Annotated in this window: 14 protein-coding genes; 7 read left to right on the top strand and 7 right to left on the bottom strand. The window is 69.6% G+C overall.

The window, feature by feature from the left end; translation table 11 throughout:
- Window positions 1–610 precede the first annotated feature (610 nt).
- The gene (locus tag IQ210_RS41265; RefSeq protein ID WP_019068868.1) at window positions 611–1,201 is read right to left on the bottom strand and encodes a TetR/AcrR family transcriptional regulator; all 591 of its coding nucleotides are present in this window, start codon (window positions 1,199–1,201) and stop codon (window positions 611–613) included.
- 214 nt (window positions 1,202–1,415) lie between these two features.
- Between IQ210_RS41265 and IQ210_RS41270 the strand changes: the two genes are divergently transcribed.
- From IQ210_RS41270 to IQ210_RS41300, 7 genes are all read left to right on the top strand, one after another.
- A complete protein-coding gene (locus IQ210_RS41270) occupies window positions 1,416–2,459 on the top strand; it encodes an AraC family transcriptional regulator (protein WP_019068869.1) in 1,044 nt (347 codons plus the stop codon).
- A 56-nt stretch (window positions 2,460–2,515) separates the two neighbouring features.
- Window positions 2,516–4,036, top strand: coding sequence for a flavin-containing monooxygenase (locus IQ210_RS41275; protein WP_026178570.1), 1,521 nt, complete (start codon window positions 2,516–2,518; stop codon window positions 4,034–4,036).
- A gap of 2 nt (window positions 4,037–4,038) precedes the next feature.
- Window positions 4,039–5,175, top strand: coding sequence for a serine hydrolase domain-containing protein (locus IQ210_RS41280; protein WP_019068871.1), 1,137 nt, complete (start codon window positions 4,039–4,041; stop codon window positions 5,173–5,175).
- Window positions 5,176–5,185: 10 nt separating this feature from the next.
- On the top strand, window positions 5,186–6,769 hold the full coding sequence (locus IQ210_RS41285) for an AMP-binding protein (RefSeq protein WP_026178571.1): 1,584 nt from the start codon (window positions 5,186–5,188) through the stop codon (window positions 6,767–6,769).
- A gap of 61 nt (window positions 6,770–6,830) precedes the next feature.
- Window positions 6,831–7,154, top strand: a complete 324-nt coding sequence (locus tag IQ210_RS41290; protein WP_019068873.1) for a putative quinol monooxygenase — start codon at window positions 6,831–6,833, stop codon at window positions 7,152–7,154.
- A gap of 71 nt (window positions 7,155–7,225) precedes the next feature.
- On the top strand, window positions 7,226–8,245 hold the full coding sequence (locus IQ210_RS41295; RefSeq protein ID WP_019068874.1) for a zinc-dependent alcohol dehydrogenase: 1,020 nt from the start codon (window positions 7,226–7,228) through the stop codon (window positions 8,243–8,245).
- 188 nt (window positions 8,246–8,433) lie between these two features.
- Window positions 8,434–9,120, top strand: coding sequence for a PaaI family thioesterase (locus IQ210_RS41300; protein ID WP_194084404.1), 687 nt, complete (start codon window positions 8,434–8,436; stop codon window positions 9,118–9,120).
- A gap of 334 nt (window positions 9,121–9,454) precedes the next feature.
- Here IQ210_RS41300 and IQ210_RS41305 read toward each other — a convergent pair whose 3' ends face one another.
- The 6 genes from IQ210_RS41305 to IQ210_RS41330 all read right to left on the bottom strand — a co-directional run bounded on the left by IQ210_RS41305 (window position 9,455) and on the right by IQ210_RS41330 (window position 18,131).
- On the bottom strand, window positions 9,455–11,797 hold the full coding sequence (locus tag IQ210_RS41305; RefSeq protein WP_322658049.1) for a SpoIIE family protein phosphatase: 2,343 nt from the start codon (window positions 11,795–11,797) through the stop codon (window positions 9,455–9,457).
- 340 nt (window positions 11,798–12,137) lie between these two features.
- Entirely contained in the window at window positions 12,138–13,385 is a 1,248-nt protein-coding gene (locus tag IQ210_RS41310; protein ID WP_019068877.1) for a cytochrome P450, read from the bottom strand.
- Window positions 13,386–13,396: 11 nt separating this feature from the next.
- Window positions 13,397–14,044 (bottom strand): CoA transferase subunit B, encoded by a 648-nt coding sequence (locus IQ210_RS41315; RefSeq protein WP_019068878.1) that lies wholly within the window; start codon window positions 14,042–14,044, stop codon window positions 13,397–13,399.
- Complete coding sequence (locus IQ210_RS41320) at window positions 14,044–14,817, bottom strand: CoA transferase subunit A (protein ID WP_019068879.1); 774 nt, start codon at window positions 14,815–14,817, stop codon at window positions 14,044–14,046. The genes IQ210_RS41315 and IQ210_RS41320 overlap by 1 nt, the downstream gene beginning before the upstream one ends.
- Window positions 14,817–15,995 (bottom strand): acyl-CoA dehydrogenase family protein, encoded by a 1,179-nt coding sequence (locus tag IQ210_RS41325; RefSeq protein WP_019068880.1) that lies wholly within the window; start codon window positions 15,993–15,995, stop codon window positions 14,817–14,819. Before IQ210_RS41325 ends, IQ210_RS41320 begins: the two co-directional genes overlap by 1 nt.
- Window positions 15,996–16,103: 108 nt before the next feature.
- A complete protein-coding gene (locus IQ210_RS41330; protein ID WP_019068881.1) occupies window positions 16,104–18,131 on the bottom strand; it encodes an ATP-binding protein in 2,028 nt (675 codons plus the stop codon).
- Window positions 18,132–18,153 lie beyond the last annotated feature (22 nt).

The raw sequence follows: 18,153 nt of genomic DNA on the forward strand, positions 1-18,153 counted from the left end.
CTGAGCAGAATCCGCCGACAGCGCAGGGTGTGCCCGGCGCGTCCGTAGGGCTGCCGTCGAGGAGCTCGATCTTTCTGTGGAAGCAGAACGCTCGGCCTCGCTGCGGTTTGCCCTGCCGGACGCCGGCGATCGGCAGCAGGGTTGCGGTCGTCTGGATGTCGAGTCGGCGAGGCGTCGGCCCTGCCTGGGTGGGAGTGCCCGTGAGCGGCCCTCACCTGGCAACCCGTCACAAGCCTGTGAACCCACTGGCGGATGCCGGTCCGGGCGCCGACGCGATGGTGATCGACGTGACGGTCATGGACGGAGACTGGCGGCAGGAGGCCCGCGGCGAGGTCATCAAGCGCGTCCTGGCCGCGATGGCCGACGCCTGTGGTGTGGCGGAACCGTTGCCGAGCTGGTGGGGGAAACTTCCGCGTGATCGACGAGGGCGGCTGGGGCTCGCGCGGCGGCGTCTTGTCCATCCTCTCCCTCCTCGACGGCGGCGTGTTCACCGAGGAGAAGGCTGCCGCCGTCCGCGCCGTGCTCGGCGCATGAGAAGCGTCCGGCCAGGCGCAACACGTTCGCCGGGTGGTGTGCCCGGCCGTGCCTCGGGGAGGCGGCCGACGGCCCCTCAGTCCTTGATCGTGGCGGCGATGAGGGTCTGGAGTTGCGTTGCCGTGCGGTCCAGGGGTTCGGTGCTGCGCTTGGCGCGGCACAGGGCCACGGTGCCCTCGACGGCCGCGACGATGAGCGTGGCGACCTGCACGGCCTGTTCGGCGTCGGCGCCGTGTTCGTGCAGGGACTCGGCGAGCAGGCTCTCCCACTGGTCGAAGACCTCGGCCGCGGCCACCAGGGCGGGTGGCACCTCGTCAGTGGGGGGTTCCTCTATGGCCACTGCCAGGACGGGGCATCCGGCGTGGAAGTCGGTGTCGACGACGATCTTGCGCCACAGGGCCAGGAAGGCGCGCAGTCCTGCGGCCGGGCCTGCCGCGAGTTCCTTGCGCAGAGTGCGGGCGATCCGCTCACCCGTGTAGCGGACCGCTTCGGTGGCCAACTGCCGCTTGCCGCCCGGGAAGTAGTGGTACGTCGAGCCGAGCGGCGCCTTGGCGTGCTTGGCCATCTCCCGGATGCTCGTGGCGCTCAGGCCGCGTCGGCTGATCATGTCGGCGGCTCCGGCCACGATCTTGACCCGCGCCGGGCCGTGTTCCGGATCTTTGGCCATAAGCCTGTGCCCCTCCCCGCGACTATAACGACTGTCATATTCTAGCGCGGGGCAGTGATCGCAGGCTGCCCCGAATCCGAGTATCGGCGGCAACGTGATGCCAGGCGGGAGTGGGCAGGTGGTAACAAGTTCTCGGGGACGCTCGTCGGCGAGGCGTCCCCCGTCGCCGGACACCGGGCCGCCGTTGTGTCGGCCGGCCGATACCTTCGAGCGCATGCGAATCCAGATCCGGGCTGCCGCGATCAGAGGCATCGACCGGCTGGTCGACGATCTCGGAGGCGACGGGGCAGGGCTGCTGGCCGAGTTCGGTGTGCGCCCCGGTGATCTGGACTCCGATCACGGGTTGCTGCCGGCGGTCACGGCCGGGCGGATTCTGCGGAGCGCCACCGCGAGGCTGAACTGTCCTGATTTCGGTCTGCGCCTGGCGGCATCCCAGGACATGTCGATGCTCGGGCCGCTGGCCGTGGCCGTCGGCAACTGCGACACGGTCGGAGACGGCCTCGACTGTGCGTCACGCTTCCTGTTCGTGCACAACCAGGGCCTGCGGCTGTCTCGTGGGCCCGACCCCGAGCACTACGCGGGAGTGGGCGCGGTCGAGTACCGGCTGGTGCATCCGGATGTTCCCTTCGAGCCGCAGTCGATGGATGCGGGTCTGGGGCTGCTGCACCGCAATCTCATCACGATGAGCGGCGGATACGAGCTGCTCGGGGTCTACCTGCCCCACCCGCCGCTGGCGAACGAGTCGGTGTACACCGAGTTCTTCGGCGCGCCGGTGCGGTTCAACACGGACCAGGCCCTGCTGCGGGTGCCGGCGAAGCTGTTCGACCAGCCGATGTCCGCGCCGGTCAATCCCGAACTGCGGCACATGGTCGTCGAGTACCTGGAGTCGCACTACGTGGACCCGCGCGAGGGGGTCGCCGCCTCGGTGCGGTCGGCGGTCGGCCGCGCGCTGGGCACGTTTCCCGTGCGGATCGACCTGGTCGCGACGTGGCTGCACATGCACCCCCGGATGCTGCAGCGGCGGCTGGCGGATGAGGGCACCTCGTTCCAGGGCATCGTCGACGACGTACGCAAGCACGCCGCGCACAGGTTGCTGACGACGACGGGCATGCCGTTCTCCCAGATCGCGTCATTGGTCGATCTCGCGGGGCAGGCGGCGCTCACGCGCGCGTCACGCCGGTGGTTCGGCAGGACACCGACGCAGGTCCGCCGTGACGCCAGGGACACCCACCAGCCACCGGGTGTCGCGCAAAGGTAAATACTTGTCGCACAGAGTTAAGTATCCGGTGGCGGGCGCTCCCATACTCGGGTGCCATGACGAGTTCCGCGCATCCCGCTCCGCTGCCCGGCCACGTGGACGTGCTGATCGTCGGCGCCGGGATCTCCGGCATCGACGCCGCGTACCGAGTGCGGTCGCAGTGTCCGGATCGGTCGTACGCCCTGCTGGAGGCCCGTGAGTCCCTGGGCGGGACGTGGGATCTGTTCCGGTACCCCGGCGTCCGGGCCGACTCCGACATCTTCACGCTGAGTTTTCCGTTCCAGCCGTGGACCGGTGAGAACTCCATGGCCGACGGGCCAGAGATCCTCGACTACCTGCGCCGAACCGTGCGGCGCTTCGGCATCGACCGGCACCTGCACTGCAACACGAAGGTGGTCGCGGCCGACTGGTCGGGGGAGACGGCGCATTGGACGGTGACCGTCGAGCGCGGCGGTGAGGACGGGCCGGTCCGGTCGACGGTGACGTGCTCCTTCCTCTACCTGTGCACCGGCTATTACGACTACGAGCGCGGCCATGAACCGCAGTTTCCCGGTGTCGAGTCCTTCGCGGGTACGGTCGTGCACCCGCAGTTCTGGCCCGACGGGCTCGACCACGCCGGCAAGAACGTCGTAGTGATCGGCAGCGGCGCCACCGCGATCACGGTCGTGCCCGCGATGGCGCGCGACGCGGCGAAGGTGACGATGCTCCAGCGCACGCCGACCTGGATCAGCGTGCTGCCGCGTCGCGACCGCGTCGCCGCCAGGATCCGGCGGTTCCTGCCCGCCGGGCTGGCGCACCGGGTCATCCGGGCGCGCAACGCCGCCTACTCCAACGGCTTCTACCACTACTGCCGGCGCTTTCCGGACCGGGCGCGGGCGCTGCTGACCCAGGCCGCCGCCCGGCGGATCGGCCCGGAGGCGGCACGTGAGCACTTCACCCCTTCCTATGCGCCGTGGGACCAGAGGGTATGCATCACGGCCGACGCGGACCTGTTCAAGGCGATCCGGCGCGAGGACGTCGAGGTGGTCACCGATCACATCGACAGCTTCGTCCCCGAGGGGATCCGCCTGCGATCGGGCCGGGTCCTGCCGGCCGACGTCGTCGTGACGGCGACCGGACTGCGCATGCTGGCGCTCGGCCACATCGCCGTGAGCGTGGAGGGCCGACCGGTCGACCCCGCGGGTCACATGTTGTGGCGCGGAGCCATGCTCAACGACGTGCCGAACCTCGCACTGTGCTTCGGCTACGTCAATCTGTCCTGGACGATGCGGGCGGACCTCACCGCGCGGCTGGTGTGCCGGGTCCTCAACCACATGCGCCGCGCGGACCTCGCCGCGGTCACCCCTCCCGCGGAGCCCGGTGTCCGGGAGCAGCCCATGATCGAGCTGGCGTCCGGCTATGTCCAAAGGGGCGTCCAGAGCTTCCCCCGGCAGGGCCACCGCACCCCGTGGCGGATGCACCAGACCTATCTGCTCGACACCGCCGACATCGCGCGCGCGAACCTCCGCCGCGAGCTGCACGGCGTGCCTCGCGCGTCGGTGCGCCCGGTCGGCGATGACGTCCGGCTGGGAGGCTGACCGTGGCGGATCTGGACGGAGTGTGCGACGAGCGTTTCGCGGAGCTGGCTGCGCGGCTGTCCGGGAACCTCGACGCGGGCGACGAACTCGGCGCCTCGATCGCGGTCATGGTCGACGGGGAGTCGGTGGTCGACCTGTGGGGCGGATGGGCCGATCAGGACCGTACGGCGCCGTGGCGGCGCGACACGATCACCAATGTGTGGTCGTGCACGAAGACGGTCACCTCCCTGGCGGCGCTGCTGCTGGTGGAGCGGGGACTGCTCGACGTCGATGCCCCGGTGGCCCGGTACTGGCCGGAGTTCGCCGCGCGCGGCAAGGCAGGTGTGCTGGTCCGGCACCTGCTGTCGCACACCTCCGGTGTCTCGGGGTGGGACCGGCCTGTGACCGTCGCGGACGTCCTCGATGTGCCGGCGTCGACGGCCCGGCTGGCCGCGCAGGCGCCGTGGTGGCCCCCGGGCACGGCGTCCGGTTACCACCTGCTCAACTACGGCCATCTGGTGGGCGAGTTGGTCCGACGGATCGACGGGCGCACTCTGGGCGGGTTCGTCGCCGAGGAGATCGCCGGCCCGCTCGGCGCCGACTTCCACATCGGTCTGCCGGACTCCGAGTTCGGCAGGGTCGCCGATGTCGTACCGCCGCCGTTCCGGTCGAGCGATCTCGCCGGCGCCGATCCGAACGGTGTGGCGATGAAGACCTTCACCGGCCCTCTCGGCGGTGCCGAGGAGTCATGGCGCCCCGAGTGGCGTCGCTCCGAGATCGGCGCGGCGAGCGGCCACGGCAACGCCCGGTCGCTCGCCAGGATCCACTCCGTCATCGCCTGCGGCGGCACGCTCGACGACGTACGCCTGCTGTCGCCACAGACCATCGACCTGATCTTCCGCCAGCAGACCAACGGACCGGACCTGGTGCTCGGGATGCATCTGCGCTTCGGCATCGGGTTCGGGCTGCCGTCCCCGGCGGTGCCGTATCTCCCGGAAGGACGGATCTGCTTCTGGACCGGATGGGGCGGATCGGTGGTCGTGATCGACACCGAACGCCGGGCCGCGATCTCGTACGTCATGAACCACATGGGCACCGGGCTGCTCGGCAGCGACCGCACGACCCAGTACGTCAAGGCCGCTTTCGCGGCCCTGGATTGAAGGTGCGCCGATGACTTTCGTAAGTCCCCATGCCGATGTGGTGCTGCCTGAACGGGGGCTGCACGCCTACCTGTTCGCAGGTCTGGGCCCCGCCGACCTGGACCGAGTCGCGCTGGTCTCCGCGGAGTCCGGTGACATGCTGACGTACGGGTCCTTGCGTACGAGCGTCGACGAGTTCGCCGCCGAGCTGGCGGCGCGTGGCGTCCGCCCCGCCGACACGGTGGCGCTGCTGTGTCCGAACGTGCCGGCGTTCGCGGTTGCGTTCCACGGGATCCTGCGGGCCGGCGCCACCGTGACCACAGTGAACGTGCTGTCGACTGTGGCTGAGATCGCCAAGCAGCTGACCGCCTCCGGGGCGCGGACGCTGGTGACGGTGACGTCCCTGGCCGCGAAGGCCGGCGAAGCGGTGGGCGCGGCTGGGCTGCACCCGGGCGCGACCCTGATTCTGGACGCCGAACGCCCGCCCGTGTCCGGCCCGGCGCCCGCGCCTGACCGGTTCGACCCGGCCGAGCGAGTGGCCGTACTGCCCTACAGCTCCGGCACCACCGGCCTACCGAAGGGGGTGATGCTGACCCATCGCAACCTGGCGGCCAACATCGCGCAGCTCACGCCGGTCCTGGACCTGCGTTCCGACGACGTGGTGCTCGCGGTCCTGCCGTTCTTCCACATCTACGGCATGTCGGTGCTGCTGAACTCGACACTGGCCGCACGCGGCCGCGTCGTGACCATGGCCCGGTTCGACCTGTCGGCGTTCTTGGAGGCCGTCCAGCGCCACCGGGTCACCTACCTGTTCATCGCGCCGCCGATCGCGGTGGCCCTGGCCAAGCATCCGATGGTCGACTCCTACGACCTGAGCTCGCTGCGGGCGATCGTCAGCGGTGCGGCCCCGCTGGACGAGGAGTTGGGCGCGGCGGTGGCCCGGCGGTTGTCGGTGCCGGTCGTGCAGGGGTACGGCATGACCGAGCTGAGCCCGGTCAGCCACCTCGTGCCGGTGGCCGACGGCGGGGCGGGGGTCGCTGGGTGCCGCGCGCCGATCGAGGCTGCCGGCTGGCCGTTGCCCAACACGGTCAACAAGCTCGTCGCCCCCGCGACCGGCGCCGAGATCGGTGTGCCCGCCGACGGGTTGAGCGAGCCCGGGGAGCTGTGGGTGCGCGGGCCGAACGTGATGGCGGGCTACCTGGGCAATCCGCAGGCCACCGCCGAGACGCTCGACGCCGAGGGGTTCCTGCACACCGGGGATCTGGCGAGAGTCGATGCCACCGGATGCGTGTACATCGTCGACCGCATCAAGGAGCTCATCAAGTACAAGGGTTACCAGGTCGCGCCGGCCGAGCTGGAGGCGCTGCTGCTGACCCACCCGGAGATCACCGACGCCGCGGTGATCGGCGTGGCCGACGCCGAGGGCGAGGAGACACCGAAGGCGTTCGTCGTCGCTGCGGATCCCGCGTTGAGCGCCGCGCGGGTGATGGAGTTCGTCGCCGCGCAGGTCGCGCCCTACAAGAAGGTGCGGGCCGTCGAGTTCGTCGCCGCGATCCCCAAGTCATCGGCGGGCAAGATCCTGCGCAAGGAACTGAGATCCAACCAGCCGCTGTGACCAGCGGCCCGCAACTTCTGCCATGATTATGACGAGTGTTATATCGAGAGAGGTGTACCCCATGGCCGAGCCGGTGGTCCTGGTGGCGACGATGGTCGCGAAGCCGGGCCAGGAAGAGCTGGTCGAGAAGACGTTCAAGGCGGCCATACCCGCGGTGCTTGCCGAACCCGGGTGCCTGCAGTACGCGCTGCATCGCAAGGCGGGAACCACCGGCGAGTTCGTCATGATCGAGAAATGGGCCTCGCAGGAGGCACTGGGCGCGCACATGAAGGGCGCCGCGATGCGCGAGATCGGCGTCGCCCTGGCGCAGGCACTGGCCGGCCCCCCGGACGCGCTCTTCCTGGAGGCGATCCCTGTCGGCGCCCCGGAGTCCGGCGCCATCTGACCGCACGCGGGACCGGGCCGACGGACACACCGTGCGGCCCTGGATCCCCCACGCAACCGAGGAGTTTTCCTATGAAGAGCCTGATGTTCGTCGCCCCCGGGCAACTGCGCTTCGACGAGATCGACGCCCCCACCCTCGTCGAGGGCGCGGACGCCCTCGTGCGTCCGCTCGCGGCCACGACGTGCGACCTCGACCACCATGTCATCGGAGACAAGACGCCGTTCTCCGGATTCGGCCCGTTCCCGCTCGGCCACGAGTGCGTGGGCACGGTGGTCGAGGTCGGCCCCGACTGCACGGACATCGCGGTCGGCGACGTCGTCGGCGTCGCCTGGCACATCGCCTGCGGCACATGCGCACAGTGCAAGCTCGGCCACACCGCCCGCTGCCTCCTCCACGGTGACGCCCAGTACGGGCTCCCCGTGAACGGGGCCTGGGGCGGGACCTTCGACGAACTCATCCGCGTCCCCTACGCCGACTTCAACCTGGCCAAGCTGCCCGCCGGAATCGACCCCGTGCACCTCGCCTCGATCGGCGACAACCTCGCCCTCGGCTGGGAGACGGTGATGCCGACCGTCGCCGGAATCACCGACCCGAAGATCGCGGTCTTCGGCGGGACCGGCTCCATCGGCCTGTACTGCGTCGACGTCGCGGTCCACTGCGCCGGCGCCCGCACCGTGTACTACGACGACGACCCAGTCCGGATGAAGGTCGCCGAGCAGCTCGGCGCCGAGGTCCACGACGTCAACGGCAAGCGAGAGAAGGACTTCCATCTCGCCGTGGACGCCAGCTGCAACCCCGAACGACTTCGCAAGGCCCTGCTGTCGGTCATGCCAGAGGGCTACGTCAACAGCGTCGGCATCTACTTCGACGAGGTCCAGCTGCCCCTGCTGGCCCTGTACCAGCGCGGAGTCCACTTCCACAACGGCAAGGGACACGCCCGGCCCAATATGACACCCACGCTGGAAGCCGTGGCCGCCGGGAAGCTCCACCCTGAACTGGTCACCAGCGGGATCTATCAATGGGACGAGATCCCCGACATCCTGACCTCCGACCACGCCGGCCACAAGCCGATCTTCCTCTTGGACAATTGAGAGCACGGTCGGCACCAGGCCGACAGGCTTCACGTCCACGGCGGGGTCGAGAACACCCGCGCCAGGTGACACCCCCGGCTGCTGTGCCCATGCCGCCGGCACAGCAGCCCGGCGCCAAGCCGGGCCTCCGCCAACAGGCGCGCACCAGGCCGCGCCGCACCGCCCCCCCCCGCACAGAACGAGAATCGATGAACCCCGAAACCCCACAGCCGGCCCAGCGCGGCACCGGCCCCACCGTCCTGGAAGACGACCTGCAGCAGCGTCGACGCGCCGTCACCGCGCTCGGCGACGAGCTCCGCGCCCTCGTCGATGCCGCAGTCGGCGCCGAAGCCCCCACCGAGACGCTGCACCTTGTCGCCGACGCCGCCCGCCGCCTCACCGATCAGCTGGTCGACCCCCGGCGCCTGCGGGCGAGTGTCCCCGCCATCGACGACTTCGCCACCGGCCGGCGCTTCTACAACCCCGTCTCAGGCAAGGGCAACCCCCTCGCTCCCCCCATCCGCGTGGAAACCACCGCCGACACCGTCACCGGCCACTGCACCCTCTCCCTCGCACACGAGGGTCCGCCGGGTTACGCGCATGGCGGCATGAGCGCCATGCTCCTCGACGAACTCATGGGCCTGGTCTGCCTGCACAACGCACGCCCGTCGATGACTGTCGCCCTCACCACCCGCTACCTGCGGCCCGTCCCGCTTGACACGCCCCTGCGCGCCCAGGCCCGCATCACCCGCACCGAGAACCGAAAGACCTACGTCCACGGATCTATCGCCACCGAAACGCACCCTGCCCAGCACCTCGTCGAAGCAGAGGGCGTCTTCGTCTCGCCCGACCTCGACCACAGTCGCGCACTCTTCCCCCACTTGCCCCTTCCATAAAGGGTTTTGAAGGCGTTCCGGAGCTGGCCGGGTTCGTCGAGCCCGGCCCAGGTCGAGCCGGGCCTCCCGTAAGGACGGAAATCTGGTGTCTTCTTGATCATCAGATCCGCGTGCGGGCGCTCGCAGGCGCCGCAAAACGGCTTGACCGCGGCGTCGGACGGCTCCTGCGGCCAGCCGTCGTCGCAGACCACGAGATGTGGAGCGTCGGCGAGGCCGGGCCGTTCCGGCCGATGCGGGCTGATCGCCTTGATTGCTTGAGACCATGAACCCTCACCCACAAGACATCCGTCGGGACTCGACGGCCGACTGCGCAGATCTCCGTACAGCCCCCGCCCTACTTGGGGGAGCTCTCCAGCGCGCACTCGGCCCAGATCGTCTTGCCTGTTGTGGTGTGGCGGGTGCCCCAGCGCTGGGAGAGCTGGGCGACCAGGAACAGGCCGCGTCCTCCCTCGTCGAAGGTGCGCGCCCGGCGCAGGTGCGGGGAGGTGGTGCTGGCGTCGGACACCTCGCATATGAGGGCCTGGTCGTGAATCAGCCGCAGCACGATGGGCGCGTAACCGTACCGGATGGCGTTGGTGACCAGTTCACTGACGACCAGCTCGATGACGAAAACAGCCTCTTCCAGTCCCCATGCGACCAGCTGGGCGGCTGCTTGCTTGCGGACCTTGCCGACGGCAGCAGGGTCGGCGGGCAGTTCCCAGACGGCCACCCGGTCGGCGCTGAGGGCACGGGTGCGGGCGATGAGCAGTGCGACGTCGTCGACGGGGCGCTCGATGAGCATGTTGTCCAGCACGTTGTCACAGATCGTCTCCAGCGACTCGGTGGATCCTGCCAGGACGTGGCGCAGCCTGTTGAGTCCCAGATCGATGTCTCGATCGTAGGATTCGATCAAGCCGTCGGTGAACAGGACGAGCAGACTTCCTTCCGGCAGTTCCAGCTCGGTGGTCTCGAACGGCAGACCGCCCAGGCCCAGCGGGGGACCGGTGGGCACGTCGAGGAAGTCGACCGAGCCGTCCGGGCTGACGACCGCCGGCTGCAGGTGACCGGCGCGGGCGAGGCTGCAGCGGCGGGAAATCGGGTCATACACCGCGTACAGGCAGGTGGCGCCGATCTCGCTTGAGACGTCGCCCCCTTTGTCGAGCTCGGCGTCTGCGGACCGGCTGATGACCAGGTCGTCCAGCTGGGTGAGGAGTTCGTCGGGGGAGAGGTCGACGTCGGCAAGCGTACGAACCGCGGTGCGCAACCCCGCCATGGACGCGGAAGCATGGATACCGTGCCCCACGACGTCCCCGACAACCAGGGCGACTCGGGCGCCGGACAGGGGAATGACGTCGAACCAGTCACCCCCGACGCCGACCCGGGAGTCTGCGGGCAGATATCGACTGGCGGCTTCCACTGCTGCGTGGCTGGGCATTCGGTGTGGCAGCAGACTCCGTTGGAGGGCGACCGCTGTTGCCCGCTCGTGTGTGTAACGGCGTGCGTTGTCCACGCAGACCGCCGCTCTGGCCACCAGTTCCCCGGCGAGGAGCAGGTCGTCCTCAGCGAAGGGGTCCGGCCGTCCCCGGCGTGCGAAGACGGCCACGCCGAGGGGGTGCCCGCGGGCGTGCAGCGGCACCGCCATCAACGAGTCGATGCCCTGCGCGACCGAAGGTGGGAGTTGCGCGACCCAGCCGTCGAAATCTGCATCCCCCGGTCTCACCAGGACAGGAGCGCCGGAAGCCAGGCAACGACGCGAAGGGGAGGCATCCGCGCAGGCCTGCACCTGCCCTGGCGTCACGACAGACGGGACGGCACCTTCAATGCCGGTCTCACACGCGACCCGGCGCAGCATTACGTCGCCGGGAAGCGGGCCGTCGGCCGGCTCCTCGCTGCGGAGCACCGATTCCAGAAGATCGATACAGGCGACATCGGCGAACTCTGGAACGGTGACCTCGGCCAGCTCCCGGGCGGTATGTTCCACGTTCAGCGTGGTCCCGATCCGAGCGCCGGCCCTGTCCAACAGGGCGAGCCTCTCCCGCGCCTGGTACTCGTTGGTGATGTCGAGCGAGCAGACCCACACGCCCTGTACCGGACCGGATGCCCCCTTGAGCGGCCACACGAAGACGGTCCACGCATGGGGGCGGGATTCACCCGGTGCCCGCACAAATATCTGCTTCTTCCCCGGCTCACCGGCCCCCAGCGCAGTGAAGATCAGCTCCTCGACCTCGGTATAGGGGGGACCCGGTAGGAATTCCGTCAGACGCAGCCCGCGTACCTCGTCCTCCCTGACGCCGATCACTCTGGCACCGGCGTCACTGATCCGAAGCAGCCGACCATCCGCGTCGTATATCGCGGTGGAGAAAACCGACTGTTCGAATGCCCACTCAGTGAGGACTTCGGCCTCACGTCGACAGCGCTTGACTCCCGGAGCAGCCACCAGGGACCACCTTTGGGTTCCGTCATCCCCGGTCGTGGGAACGGCCAGAAGTTCCACGGTGACACTACTGCCGTTCCGGTGTCGCAGCTCGATCTCGCTGCTCCACGACGAGCGCGTTCTCAGAGCTTGCCTGGCCTCTCCGGGCAACCGCCCGGAGAGCAGGTTGGTTGCGGAGTGCCCCACGACTTCTGCGGAGGAGTATCCGAGCAGCCGCTCGGCGCCGGTGCTCCACTCCGTGAGAACGCCGTGTTCGTCCGACACGGCCGTACTCAGCCAGGACAACGTCGGCTCCCGATCGGCCCGGGCCTCAGCCGGTGTGACGCAGTACCGCCCATGGTCACTCATCCGTTCTCGGGAACCATGCCCACACCAATGTGGTGATTACACCAGGATAGGGTTGGTTCGTCATGTCAGTGAGGGCTTTGTCGGCTTCAGCTCTACGTCGCGGCCCTACTGGCCGGACGGGCGCTGTCGGCCGCCCTGACCCGAGCTGTCCTGGGAGTCGACATGATCGAATCCGGGTGCTCTGGGGTTCCCGCCCCCGCCCCCTGCCCTGCTCCCGTCTCCACAGCCAGTCTGCTCGGGCCTGGCGACGGCGGGGTCAGGGGCGGCGTACCAGCACGCGCAGTGGTGCGCGGAAGGAGAGGAGCCCGAGCATCGGCGGGTCCGTCTCCTCGGCGAGGACCGCGTCCGGTATCAGCTCGGCGGCCGTGCGGAGCGCTACCGCCGGCTCGGTGCGGGCCAGCGACGCTCCTGGGCAGCGGTGCCGGCCCGCGCCGAAGGACAGGTGGTGGCGGATGTTCGCCCGGTACGGGCACATCCGGTCCGGCTCGTCGAAGATCTCGGGATCCGAACCTGTGCCCATCAGCATCAGCAGGAGCTGTGCACCCGCGGGCACGCGCACGCCGGACAGTTCGACTTCCCGTGCGGCAACCCTTCGCCAAGTGGTGACGGGAGGTTCACGGCGCAGTACCTCCTCGACCCACGCCTGTGCGAAGTCGTGGTCCGTGGCGGCCCGTGCCCAGACCTGGTGGTCCTCCAAGGCCCGGCGCAGCACCGTGGAGATGAGCTGGCCGGTGGTGGACTGGCCGGCGATGAAGACGAAGAAGCACACGGCTACGGCGGTCGGGGCGTCCAGCGGCTCGCCACTCGGCAGGCGGTGCCGGCGCAGCGCGCCGACCAGGCCGTCCGCCGGCGCTGCCCCGGCCACCTGGTCCGTCAGCCATCGGTGGAAGTCACCGACCAACTCGGCCAAGTGGACCTGCCGTTCGTCCGACGGTCGGCCGTAGAACAACTCCAGCGCGGCGTCGCTCCACTCGACCAGCGTGGCGGCGGGCACGTCCGCGATGCCGAGCAGGCGCATCATCACCCGGCACGGCAGCACCTTCGCGTACTCCGTGGCGAGGTCGCAGGGGGCACCTGACGTGTATCGATCCCGTAGACGGGCCAGCGTCTCCCGTGCCGTCTCCTCGACCAGCGGTACCGCCGCGGCCACACGGTCGGCGTTGAAGAACCGGGTGACCAGACGGCGCAGTCCGGCATGGCTGGGACCACCGTTGTTGGCGAGAGCGGGCGGCAGCGAGAAGCGGGCCCGGGCGAGGGCCCTCAGCGCGGGCGTGGAGAGCAGGGCGACGGCGTGCTGGGCGTTGTCTGGCAGATACGTCACCGGGTCCAGCAGGATCTGTCGCACATCCGTGTACCGGCTCACCAGCCACAGACCGGTGTCGGGGTCGTGGTGGACAGGTGCTGTGCGGCGCAGTTCCTCCAGGACAGGGTGCGGATCGCGCGTGAATCGGGCGCCGAAGAGGCTGGGAAGTGCTGTCGGTCCGGGCCTCGGGCCCGCTGTCATGTCTGCCCTGGTCACATCGTCACCGGCTCCCTCACCGTCAGGTCGGCCTCGGTCCTGCTCCGGATCTCCTCGACGGAGACGCCAGGGGCGGTCTCGGCGAGGACCAGCCCGTGTTCGGTGACGTCGATGACTCCCAGGTCGGTGATGATGCGCTGCACGCACCGCTTGCCGGTCAGGGGAAGCGTGCACTCCCGGACGACCTTCGGCGTGCCGTCCTTGGCCGAATGCTCCATCAGCACGACGACCTTCCGTGCGCCGTGCACGAGATCCATCGCCCCGCCCATGCCCTTGATCATCTTGCCGGGGATGGTCCAGTTGGCGAGGTCGCCGACGGCGGAGACCTGCATGGCCCCGAGGATCGCCGCGTCGATGTGCCCGCCCCTGATCATGCCGAAGGACAGGGCGGAGTCGAAGAAGGAGGCGCCCGGCAGTACGGTCACGGTCTCCTTGCCGGCGTTGATCAGGTCAGGATCGACCCGGTCGGCCGTGGGATACGGGCCGACGCCCAGGATGCCGTTCTCCGATTGCAGGACCACGTGAACGCCGGGCGGCAGATGGTTGGGCACCAGCGTCGGCAGTCCGATGCCGAGGTTCACATACGATCCGTCGGTCAGCTCGGCGGCCGCCCGGGCGGCCATCTCGTTCCTGGACCAGGCCATTACTCCCACCCTCCCGTCGTCTGGTGCACGATCACCTTTTCGATCCGCTTCTCGTCCACTTCGGCCGCGGTGAGGGGAACCACCGACTGCACGAAGACGCCCGGCAGATGGACGGTGTCCGGGTCGAGCTCGCCTGGCTCGACGAGCTCCTCGACCTCAGCGACGGTCACCCGTCCCGCCATCGCCGCAAGGGGGTTGAAGTTCCGGGCCGACCGGGCGAAGACGAGGTTGCCGTGCCGGTCCCCGCGGACAGCGCGGACGAGGGCGAAGTCGGTGGTGATCGCCTCCTCCAGCACGTATTCCGTCCCGTGGAATTCGCGCACCTCTTTCGGTGGGGAGGCCGCGGTCACGCCGCCCGCACCGTCGTAGCGCCAGGGCAGCCCGCCTTCGGCGATCTGGGTGCCGACGCCGGCCGGGGTGAAGAACGCCGGTATGCCGCAGCCGCCGGCACGCAGTCGCTCGGCGAGCGTGCCCTGCGGGACCAGTTCCAGTTCGATCTCGCCGGCGAGGTACTGGCGGGCGAACTCCTTGTTCTCGCCGACGTAGGAGGAGGTGGCGCGAGTGATGCGGCCGGCTTCGAGCAGCAGCCCCAAGCCCCAGTCGTCGACTCCGCAGTTGTTCGATACGACCACCAGGTCCCTCGCGCCCTGCTCGAACAGTGCCTGGATCAGCGCCGAGGGAATGCCACAGAGCCCGAAGCCACCGACGGCCAGCGACGCACCGTCGAAAACCGCCGCGACCGCCTCGGACGCCGATGCGATGACCTTGTCCATCAGCGTGCCCCCTCCAACTCGGTGAGGCCGAGCTGCCGGGCGATGAGCAGCCGCTGGATCTCGCTGGTCCCTTCGCCGATCTCCAGGATCTTGGAGTCGCGCCAGAAACGGGCGACGGCGTACTCGTTCATGAAGCCGTAGCCGCCGTGGATCTGGGTGGCGTCGCGGGCGTTGTCGACGGCGATCTCGGAGCTGTAGAGCTTGGCGAGCGCGGCCTCCTTCTTGAAGGGCTCACCGGAGACCAGCTTGGAGGCGGCGTGGTACCAGGACAGCCGCGCGGTGTGTGCGCGCATCTCCATGTCGGCGATCTTGAACTGGATGGCCTGGTTGGCGCCGATGGGACGGCCGAACGCCTCCCGCTCACGGGCGTACTTCAGCGACTCGTCAACGCAGCCCTGCGCCAGGCCGGTGGCGAGCGCGGCGATGGCGATCCGGCCCTCGTCGAGAATGCGCAGGAACTGGGCGTAGCCGCAGCCGCGTTGGCCCAGCAGGTTCTGCGCCGGAACACGGACGTCGGCGAAGGACAGCTCCCGGGTGTCGGAGGAGTTCCAGCCGACCTTGGAGTACGGTGCCGCCACCGTCAGGCCCGGGGTGCCCGCGGGGACGATGATCGCGCTGATCTCCTTGGCTCCACTCTCTGTGGTGCCGGTGACCGCGGTGACGGTGATCAGTCCGGTGATGTCGGTGCCGGAGTTGGTGATGAAGCACTTGCTGCCGTTGATGACCCATTCACGCGTGTTCTCGTCCAGACGGGCGGTCGTACGGGTCGCCCCGGCGTCCGAGCCGCCGCCCGGTTCGGTGAGGCCGAAGGCGCCGAGGATCTCGCCGGCGCAGAGCCGGGGCAGCCACTCGGCCTTCTGCTCAGGGGTCCCGAAGAGGTGGATGGGCATGGCACCGAGCGAGACGCCCGCCTCCAGAGTGATGGCCACGGAGGAGTCGACGCGGGCGAGTTCCTCCAGGACCAGGCCGAGGGCGAAGTAGTCGCCGCCCATGCCGCCGTACTCCTCAGGGAACGGCAGCCCGAACAGGCCGAGCTTGCCCATCTCCTGGACGATCTTGTACGGGAATTCATGCCGTTCGTAGTGGTCGCCGATCACGGGGGCGATCACGTCGCGGGCGAACTCCGCGACAGTACTGCGAAGTTGTTCGTGCTCATCAGTGAGTCGGTGGTTCACCATGTCGTCCTCTGTGTCATGACGGTGTGGGTGGAGCATCTGGGGGCCGGACGGCCGGGGCGTTCGCCGGGGGTGGGTGTGCCGGCCGTGGGCGAACTTCGCCGGTGGGTCTCATGCCGGTGGATTCGCGGGTTCGATGACCGCGAGGACCTCGTCCAGGGCCACGGTGGCGCCCGGTGCGGCGCGCAGCTCGGTGACCGTGCCGTCGAAGGGCGCGGTCAGGGCGTGCTCCATCTTCATGGCCTCGACGACGAGGACGACCTGGCCCGCGGTGACGGTGTCTCCGACGGCTGCCTTCACGAGTGTGACCGTGCCGGGCATGGGGGCGGCGAGTGCGCCGCCCGCGATCCCTCCGGCGGCGGCGCCGGCCGCGGCGACCGGATCGAAGGTCCGGAGCCGCCAGGTGTCGGCGCCGAGGGAGAGCCAGTGCACGACCTCTCCGGTCGGGGTCGTCTCCACCGTGTGGTCGAGCCCCCGCGTCTCCCTGCCCCAGGTCAGGAGCACCTTGCCGGTCCCGCTGGTGCGCAGGTCGGCCGGCGCAGCCGCGTCGCCCTCGAAGGACACCTCATAAGCAGCCGGTCCACGGGGAGCACGGCGGACGCGAATCTCGATGGGCTCACGGTCGCCGTCCAGGAACCGGTGCGTGATCCAGGCCGGGCCGCCGATCCGCCAGCCGGACGGCACGGAGAAGGGATCCACCCACGCCTGCGGATCCGAGGCAGACTCCATCGAAAGCTGGACGGCGAGCGCCGCGGCCAGTGGAACCTCGGGTGGCACCGGAGCATGCACCAGTGAGTCGAGCCGGGCCTCGACCAACCCGGTGTCCACACGTCCGGCGACCACATCGTCGTCATCGAGCAGCCGACGCAGGAATCCGGCGTTGATGGTCACTCCGTGCACCCGGGTGTCGTCGAGGGCGGCGCGCAGCCTGCGCAGCGCGGTGGCCCGGTCCGGGCCGTGCGCGATGACCTTGGCGAGCATGGGGTCGTACGCGCTGCCGACCTCGTAACCCTCGACGAGCCCCGAGTCGACGCGCACCCCCTCGCCCGCCGGTTCCCGCAGAGTCAGCACCCGGCCGCCGCTGGGCAGGAAGTCCCGTTCGGCGTCCTCGGCGTAGAGCCGGACCTCGATGGCATGGCCGTCGAATCCGATCTGCTCCTGACCGAAGGGCAGCGGTTCGCCGGCGGCTATGCGCACCTGCCACTCGACCAGGTCCAGGCCGGTCACCAGTTCGGTCACCGGGTGCTCGACCTGGAGCCGGGTGTTCATCTCCATGAAGAAGTACTCGTCCGGGCGGTCGCTGGAGACGATGAACTCCACCGTGCCCGCGCCGACGTAGCCGCAGGAGCGAGCGGCCTCGACCGCCGCCGCGCCCATCGCCGCCCGAGTGGCCTCGTCGAGCAGCACTGAGGGGGCCTCCTCGACGATCTTCTGATGGCGGCGTTGGAGGCTGCACTCACGCTCGCCCAGGTGCACCACGGTTCCGTGCGCGTCGGCCAGCACCTGGATCTCGATGTGGCGCGGACGGTCGATCCAGCGCTCCACCAGCAGGGTGTCGTCCCCGAAGGCGCCGCGCGCCGTACGCCGGGCAGTGGCGATCTCCTCCAGCAGGGCGGCCGTATCGCGGACCAGCCGCATGCCCTTGCCGCCGCCGCCCGCCGACGGCTTGAGCAGCACCGGCAGGCCGACCTCGGCGGCCGCCTCGGCGAGCTGGTCGTCCGTCAGCCCGCTGCCGCTGCTGCCTGGCACCACGGGAACCCCGTACGCGCGAACGGTGTCCTTGGCGCGGATCTTGTCGCCCATCAGCTCGATCGCGGCCGTCGGCGGGCCGATGAAGGCGAGTCCGGCGTCGGTGACCGCCCTGGCGAATTCGGCGTTCTCGGAGAGGAATCCGTAGCCGGGGTGGATCGCCTGCGCGCCGGTACGACGGGCGGCGTCCACGATCTGCTGGATGTCGAGGTAGCCGTCGGCGGGCCCGCCGGGGCGCAGGGCCACCGCCGTGTCGGCTTCTAGTACGTGCCGGGCCCTCGCGTCCGCTGTGCTGTGGACGGCGACTGCGCGGATGCCGAGCCGACGCAGCGTGCGGATGACCCGTACCGCGATTTCCCCACGGTTGGCGATCAGGACGGTGTCGAACACCTGGAGACTCCTCGGATCTGAG

The organism is Streptomyces justiciae, from assembly GCF_015163075.1.
Lineage (GTDB): Bacteria > Actinomycetota > Actinomycetes > Streptomycetales > Streptomycetaceae > Streptomyces > Streptomyces justiciae.

Bases quoted from the DNA above. Each gene is read 5' to 3' on its own strand.
- IQ210_RS41265 (WP_019068868.1), bottom strand. From the start codon at position 1,201: ATGGCCAAAGATCCGGAACACGGCCCGGCGCGGGTCAAGATCGTGGCC.
- IQ210_RS41270 (WP_019068869.1), top strand. From the start codon at position 1,416: ATGCGAATCCAGATCCGGGCTGCCGCGATCAGAGGCATCGACCGGCTG.
- IQ210_RS41275 (WP_026178570.1), top strand. From the start codon at position 2,516: ATGACGAGTTCCGCGCATCCCGCTCCGCTGCCCGGCCACGTGGACGTG.
- IQ210_RS41285 (WP_026178571.1), top strand. From the start codon at position 5,186: ATGACTTTCGTAAGTCCCCATGCCGATGTGGTGCTGCCTGAACGGGGG.
- IQ210_RS41290 (WP_019068873.1), top strand. From the start codon at position 6,831: ATGGCCGAGCCGGTGGTCCTGGTGGCGACGATGGTCGCGAAGCCGGGC.
- IQ210_RS41295 (WP_019068874.1), top strand. From the start codon at position 7,226: ATGAAGAGCCTGATGTTCGTCGCCCCCGGGCAACTGCGCTTCGACGAG.
- IQ210_RS41300 (WP_194084404.1), top strand. From the start codon at position 8,434: ATGAACCCCGAAACCCCACAGCCGGCCCAGCGCGGCACCGGCCCCACC.
- IQ210_RS41310 (WP_019068877.1), bottom strand. From the start codon at position 13,385: ATGACAGCGGGCCCGAGGCCCGGACCGACAGCACTTCCCAGCCTCTTC.
- IQ210_RS41315 (WP_019068878.1), bottom strand. From the start codon at position 14,044: ATGGCCTGGTCCAGGAACGAGATGGCCGCCCGGGCGGCCGCCGAGCTG.
- IQ210_RS41320 (WP_019068879.1), bottom strand. From the start codon at position 14,817: ATGGACAAGGTCATCGCATCGGCGTCCGAGGCGGTCGCGGCGGTTTTC.
- IQ210_RS41325 (WP_019068880.1), bottom strand. From the start codon at position 15,995: ATGGTGAACCACCGACTCACTGATGAGCACGAACAACTTCGCAGTACT.